The sequence below is a fragment of the Bacillus sp. GMs2/2 genome (genome assembly GCF_050172095.1).
Classification (GTDB): domain Bacteria; phylum Bacillota; class Bacilli; order Bacillales; family Bacillaceae_G; genus Bacillus_A; species Bacillus_A cereus.
Genome location: NZ_JBNLYE010000233.1, coordinates 1 through 6,427, shown reverse-complemented (window position 1 = coordinate 6,427; position 6,427 = coordinate 1). Strand labels below are relative to the sequence as shown.

Here is a 6,427-nt window from a genome sequence, read left to right as displayed (position 1 = left end):
TAACTTTTAAGTTATGCTAGAATAAGGACATAAGTTATTAATTATTACAAAAAGAAAAAAGAATCTCTTTTTTCTGTTAATTATAAGGGGGCATTTCATTATGCGTATTGGGGTACCAGCAGAAATTAAAAACAACGAAAACCGTGTGGCAATGACACCAGCAGGTGTTGTACATTTAATTCGTAACAATCACGAAGTATTCATTCAAAAGGGTGCAGGTTTAGGATCTGGTTTCACAGACGCTCAGTATGTGGAAGCGGGAGCAAAAATTGTTGATACAGCTGAAGAAGCTTGGAACATGGAAATGGTTATGAAAGTTAAAGAACCAATTGAAAGCGAATACAAACACTTCAGTGAAGGCTTAATCTTATTCACATACTTACACTTAGCTCCAGAGCCAGAATTAACAAAAGCTTTAATCGAGAAAAAAGTTGTTTCTATTGCATATGAAACAGTACAATTAGAAAATCGTTCATTACCATTACTTGCACCTATGAGTGAAGTAGCTGGTCGTATGGCTGCACAAATTGGTGCACAATTCCTTGAGAAGAACAAAGGCGGTAAAGGTATCTTACTTGCAGGTGTTCCAGGGGTTAAACGTGGTAAAGTAACAATCATCGGTGGTGGACAAGCTGGTACAAATGCTGCTAAAATTGCAGTTGGACTAGGTGCGGATGTAACAATCATCGACTTAAGCGCAGAACGTCTTCGTCAATTAGATGACATTTTCGGAAACCAAGTAAAAACTTTAATGTCTAATCCTTACAATATTGCAGAAGCTGTTAAAGAGTCTGATCTTGTAATCGGTGCAGTATTAATCCCAGGTGCAAAAGCTCCAAAACTTGTAACAGAAGAAATGATTAAATCAATGGAACCAGGTTCTGTTGTTGTAGATATCGCGATTGACCAAGGTGGTATTTTCGAAACAACTGATCGTATTACAACTCATGATAACCCAACTTATGAAAAACACGGCGTTGTTCATTATGCAGTTGCAAACATGCCAGGTGCGGTTCCACGTACATCAACTCTTGCATTAACAAACGTAACAGTACCATATGCAGTACAAATTGCTAACAAAGGCTACAAAGAAGCTTGCCTAGGCAACACTGCACTATTAAAAGGTATTAACACATTAGATGGCTATGTAACATTTGAAGCAGTTGCAGAAGCTCACGGTGTAGAGTACAAAGGTGCTAAAGAATTATTAGAAGCAGAAACAGTATCTTGCTAATAGAAGCATTATACAAAACAAAATCGAACAATATATAAAACAACATGATAAGAGCTAAGAGTGAAGATCTCTTAGCTCTTCTTGGCAAAAGGGGGCATACATCGTGGCCAACCTATTTAAAAAGAAATCCGTTACGCAATTGTTAGGGGAAAGTAAAAGTAAAACTTTGACGAAAACGCTAGGGGCATTTGACCTAACAATGCTAGGGATTGGTGCGATAATTGGTACAGGAGTTCTAGTATTAACTGGATTAGTAGCAGCAAGAGATGCTGGTCCAGCAGTTATTTTTTCATTCATGATTGCAGCCATCGTTTGTGGATTTGCAGCATTATGTTACGCAGAGGTTGCTTCTACACTTCCTGTTTCAGGTAGTGTGTACACATACTCATATGCAACAATTGGCGAGTTTGTAGCTCATTTAATGGGATGGACATTACTATCCGTATATGTTGTAACGACTGCCGCAGTAGCTGGCGGATGGACTGGTTACTTCCATAACTTAGTGAGTGGATTAGGGCTTGAAATTCCAAAAGCACTGCTAACGATTCCGTCTCAAGGTGGTATAGTGAATTTACCAGCAGTTATCGTTACATTAGTTATAACTTGGTTATTATCAAGAGGTACGAAAGAAAGTAAACGAGTGAATAACATAATGGTATTAATTAAAATTGGTATCGTTGTTTTATTCATTGCAGTTGGTGTATTCTACGTGAAACCAGAAAACTGGATACCATTTGCACCGTATGGTTTAAGTGGAGTTTTCGCGGGGGGAGCAGCAGTATTCTTTGCTTTCTTAGGATTTGATGCATTAGCAACTTCTGCTGAAGAAGTAAAAAATCCGCAACGTGATCTACCGATTGGTATTATCGCTTCGTTAGTCATTTGTACAATCATTTATGTTGTAGTTTGTCTCGTTATGACGGGTATGGTTTCATATAAAGAGCTAGATGTACCGGAAGCGATGGCGTATGTGTTAGAAGTTGTAGGACAAGATAAAGTAGCTGGTATAATCGCAATTGGAGCTGTAATTGGTATTATGGCAGTAATTTTTGCTTACATTTATGCAACGACACGTGTATTCTTCGCTATGAGCCGTGACGGTTTATTGCCAGAATCTTTCGCGAAAATTAATAAAAAGACAGAAGCACCAACATTTACAGTTTGGTTAACAGGAATTGGTAGTGCTTTAATTGCTGGATTTATCGATTTGAAAGAATTGTCGAATTTAGCGAATATTGGAGCGTTGTTAACATTTGCGATGGTTGGTGTGTCAGTTATTATTCTTCGTAAAACACATCCAAAATTACAACGTGGATTTATGGTACCACTTGTACCGATCTTGCCGATTATTTCAATTGCATGTTGTCTATTCTTAATGGTAAATCTACCATTAAAAACATGGATGTACTTCGGTGCTTGGTTAGCAATCGGAGTAGTTGTATACTTTGTTTATTCGAAAAAACATAGTCATTTAAAAGACGATGGAAGTTCGCAGGATAATTTAGAACAAGCTAATTAAAGGGATATAAACACAGTAAGCCTTGTGCGTCTAGGGAGCGCGCAAGGCTTTTTCTTTTGTTGAAATAAAGGGAATGTATATTATTTTGTCGAATTTTTCTGTCGGAATATGAAAAAAGGGTGGGAGCGAAATGGAAGAAGCAAAAGTTGTTGTTGGAGCAGAGGGTTATAATAATAACCCTGGTTGGTTACATACGAATGAAGAAGAATTAAATTTATTACGGAGAGAAACTTGGCTTGATAAATTTCAACCTAATTCTTTATCAGTAATTTTGGCAGAACATGTATGGGAGCATTTATCATATGAAGAAGGAATTGAAGCTGCAAAAATTTGTTATGAGTTTTTAATAGAGAATGGATATATTCGTTGTGCAGTACCAGATGCATTTTTTCCAGATGAAGAATATCAGCAAGGGGTACAAGTAGGTGGACCTGGTCCATTAGATCATCCTGCAGCAAGCCATAAAATTGTTCATAACTATAAAACAATCAAGTCCATGTTTGAATCAGCAGGTTTTCAAGTGATGCTCTTAGAATACTGTGATGAGAATGGTAAGTTTCACTATAATGATTGGAATGAGAAAGATGGATTTATTTATCGTTCGAAACGTTTTGACCATAGAAATCGGGATAATCAGTTAGGATTTGTTTCTTTAATTGTGGATGCGGTGAAAAATGAAAAGTAAGTAAAAAGGGGTGTGCGAATTGTGCATCCTTTTTTGTATGAGAATATAGAGAGTGCGGAAAATATGTATACGACTTATTAAAATGTGAACGGAATGTTCATAAAAAAAATTCAGATTTCATTGACACATATGAGTGGACGCTCATATAATAAGAGTATAAGATATATGAATGATTGTTCATATGTTCAATTAAAGAGGTGAGCTATAATGGCTGGAAATAAAGTAGAAACACCACAAGAGACATGTTCTCAAACGATAATTCATGAAGAAGTTGTAGAGCAAGTAAAACAAACAATTCCAACTGATGAAAGTTTAAGTAAAGTAGCAGAACTATTTAAAGTATTAGGTGACCGTACACGTACGAGAATATTACATGCGCTATTTGAAGCTGAAATGTGCGTTTGTGATTTAGCTTATTTATTAGGAATGACACAATCATCTATTTCGCATCAGCTTCGTGTGTTAAAGCAAGCGAAACTTGTGAAGAATCGTAAAGAAGGAAAGGTTGTTTATTATTCGTTAGCTGACCAGCACGTAATTCATATCTTCGAGCAAGCGTTTGAACACGTAAACGAAGAAGAATAAAAGAACGCGAGGAGGGAGAACGATGGCTGAAGCATTGGTGAAAAAGAAACTGATGTTAGAAGGTTTAGATTGTGCGAACTGTGCAATGAAAATTGAAAAAGGTGTTGGGAATATAGAAGGGGTAAATTCTTGTTCTGTAAACTTCGCAACAAAGACAATGATCTTAGAAACAGCACAAAATAAAGAAAACGAAGTTGTTACGGAAGCAAAACAACTCGTTACAAAATTAGAACCGCATATTAAAGTTCAAGAAGAACAAAAAAATAAAATTGCTAAAGAAGTATTTATATTAGAAGGTTTAGATTGCGCGAACTGTGCAATGAAAATTGAAAATAAAGTGAAGGAAATGCCAGCTGTCTCAGAAGCAACTGTTGATTTCGTATCGAAGAAATTACGAGTAGAAGTTGCGAATAAAAGAGAACTAGAAGCGACTGTAGCAAATATAACAAATGTCGTTCAAAAGTTAGAACCAGATGTGAAAGTTGTTCGTGAAGAGAAGAACGGTCATGACCACGGACATAGTCACGATCATGGTGAAGCAAATGTGAAAAAGATGGTAGGGAGATTAGTGATCGGCGGAATTTTGACAGCAATTGCTGCATTAGCGGGCTTACCACAAATGGTAACAATTCCGTTATTTGTCCTTGCTTATTTATTAATAGGTGGAGATATCGTTTGGAGAGCGATAAGAAACATAACTCGTGGCCAAGTATTTGATGAAAACTTCTTAATGGCAATTGCAACTGTAGGAGCTTTTGCAATTCAACAATATTCTGAAGCTGTAGCAGTAATGCTATTTTATCAAGTGGGAGAACTATTCCAAAGTATTGCGGTAAACCGCTCCCGAAAATCAATTACTTCATTAATGGATATTCGTCCTGATTATGCGAATGTAAAGATTGGAAATGAAACGAAGCAAGTATCACCAGAAGATGTAAAAATTGGCGATTATATTATCGTTAAGCCAGGTGAGAAAGTGCCGTTAGACGGAAAAGTAATTGAAGGAACATCAATGGTAGATACTTCAGCATTAACAGGTGAATCTGTACCACGTGAAGTAGAAGTTGGAAATGATGTATTAAGTGGCTTTGTGAACCAAAATGGTGTGTTGACAATTGAAGTTACAAAAGAATTCGGTGAATCTACTGTATCAAAAATTTTAGATTTAGTTCAAAATGCAAGCAGTAAAAAAGCACCAACGGAAAACTTTATTACGAAGTTTGCACGTTACTACACTCCAGTTGTAGTTATTACAGCGGCGATCATGGCGTTTATTCCACCACTCATTTTAGAAGGAGCTACATTCTCTGAGTGGATTTATAGAGCTTTAGTGTTCTTAGTAATCTCTTGTCCATGTGCGTTAGTTGTATCCATTCCTCTTGGATTCTTTGGAGGTATCGGTGGTGCATCTAAAAGTGGTGTGTTAGTAAAAGGTAGTAACTATTTAGAAGCTTTAAATGATGTAAAATATATTGTTTTTGACAAAACAGGAACATTAACAAAAGGTGTTTTCAAAGTTACAAAAATGGAACCGAGCGAAGGTACTACAAGTGAAGAGTTATTAGAGTATGCGGCATTTGCTGAAGTATATTCTAACCATCCAATTGCCCAATCTATTCGAAAGGCATATGGAAAATCAATTGATGAAAAAATAATCGATGATTATAACGAAATTTCTGGTCACGGTACAGTCGTAAAAGTACAAGGAAAAGAAATTTTTGCAGGTAATGCAAAATTAATGAGAAAAGAAAATATTGAATTTAAGCAACCAGAAACAGTAGGTACATTAGTTCACGTTGCTGTAGATGGAAAATATGCAGGTTATATTGTTATTTCTGATGAGGTAAAAGAGGATTCGAAACAAGCGATTCAAAAGTTAAAAGAACTAGGTATTAAAAAGACAGTAATGTTAACTGGTGATGCAAAAACAGTTGGTGAAGCTGTCGGTAAAGAATTAGGCTTAGATGAAGTTCATGCGGAATTACTACCGCAACAAAAAGTAGAAGAGATTGAAAAAATTGATGCAGCGAAGCATGGAAAAGAAAAAATTGCCTTCGTTGGTGACGGTATTAACGATACACCAGTATTAGCCCGTGCAGACGTTGGTATTGCGATGGGTGGTTTAGGATCAGATGCAGCAATTGAAGCGGCAGACATCGTTATTATGACTGATGAGCCTTCAAAAATTGCGACAGCTGTAAAAATTGCGAAACGCACAAGAAGTATAGTGTGGCAAAATATCATCTTTGCTTTAGGTGTAAAAGGGATCGTTCTATTACTTGGTGCCTTTGGTATTGCAACAATGTGGGAAGCTGTTTTCTCAGATGTTGGTGTGACACTACTTGCAGTGTTAAATGCAATGCGTGTATTACGAGTGAAAGATTTATAAAAAAGAGGACGCAAC

The 6,427-nt window shown here is 36.6% G+C and carries 5 protein-coding genes; all 5 read left to right on the top strand.

The genetic code is table 11. The annotated features are described in order from the left end of the window. Positions 1 to 100: 100 nt before the first annotated feature. Positions 101 to 1,234, top strand: a complete 1,134-nt coding sequence (ald, locus tag ACQGS6_RS20960; protein ID WP_001219744.1) for an alanine dehydrogenase — start codon at positions 101 to 103, stop codon at positions 1,232 to 1,234. A gap of 103 nt (positions 1,235 to 1,337) precedes the next feature. Next, complete coding sequence (locus tag ACQGS6_RS20955; protein ID WP_001284887.1) at positions 1,338 to 2,753, top strand: amino acid permease; 1,416 nt, start codon at positions 1,338 to 1,340, stop codon at positions 2,751 to 2,753. 130 nt (positions 2,754 to 2,883) lie between these two features. Further along, positions 2,884 to 3,438, top strand: a complete 555-nt coding sequence (locus tag ACQGS6_RS20950; RefSeq protein ID WP_000390570.1) for a class I SAM-dependent methyltransferase — start codon at positions 2,884 to 2,886, stop codon at positions 3,436 to 3,438. A gap of 207 nt (positions 3,439 to 3,645) precedes the next feature. Continuing rightward, positions 3,646 to 4,023 carry an ArsR/SmtB family transcription factor gene (locus ACQGS6_RS20945; RefSeq protein WP_000918378.1) on the top strand — a complete coding sequence of 126 codons (378 nt, stop codon included), beginning with the start codon at positions 3,646 to 3,648 and terminating at the stop codon, positions 4,021 to 4,023. 22 nt (positions 4,024 to 4,045) lie between these two features. Then, positions 4,046 to 6,412, top strand: coding sequence for a heavy metal translocating P-type ATPase (locus ACQGS6_RS20940; protein ID WP_000796554.1), 2,367 nt, complete (start codon positions 4,046 to 4,048; stop codon positions 6,410 to 6,412). The last annotated feature ends 15 nt before the right edge of the window (positions 6,413 to 6,427 follow it).

Excerpts from the sequence above, each read along its gene's own strand:
- ACQGS6_RS20950 (WP_000390570.1), top strand. The coding sequence starts at position 2,884 with ATGGAAGAAGCAAAAGTTGTTGTTGGAGCAGAGGGTTATAATAATAAC.
- ald (WP_001219744.1), top strand. The coding sequence starts at position 101 with ATGCGTATTGGGGTACCAGCAGAAATTAAAAACAACGAAAACCGTGTG.
- ACQGS6_RS20945 (WP_000918378.1), top strand. The coding sequence starts at position 3,646 with ATGGCTGGAAATAAAGTAGAAACACCACAAGAGACATGTTCTCAAACG.
- ACQGS6_RS20940 (WP_000796554.1), top strand. The coding sequence starts at position 4,046 with ATGGCTGAAGCATTGGTGAAAAAGAAACTGATGTTAGAAGGTTTAGAT.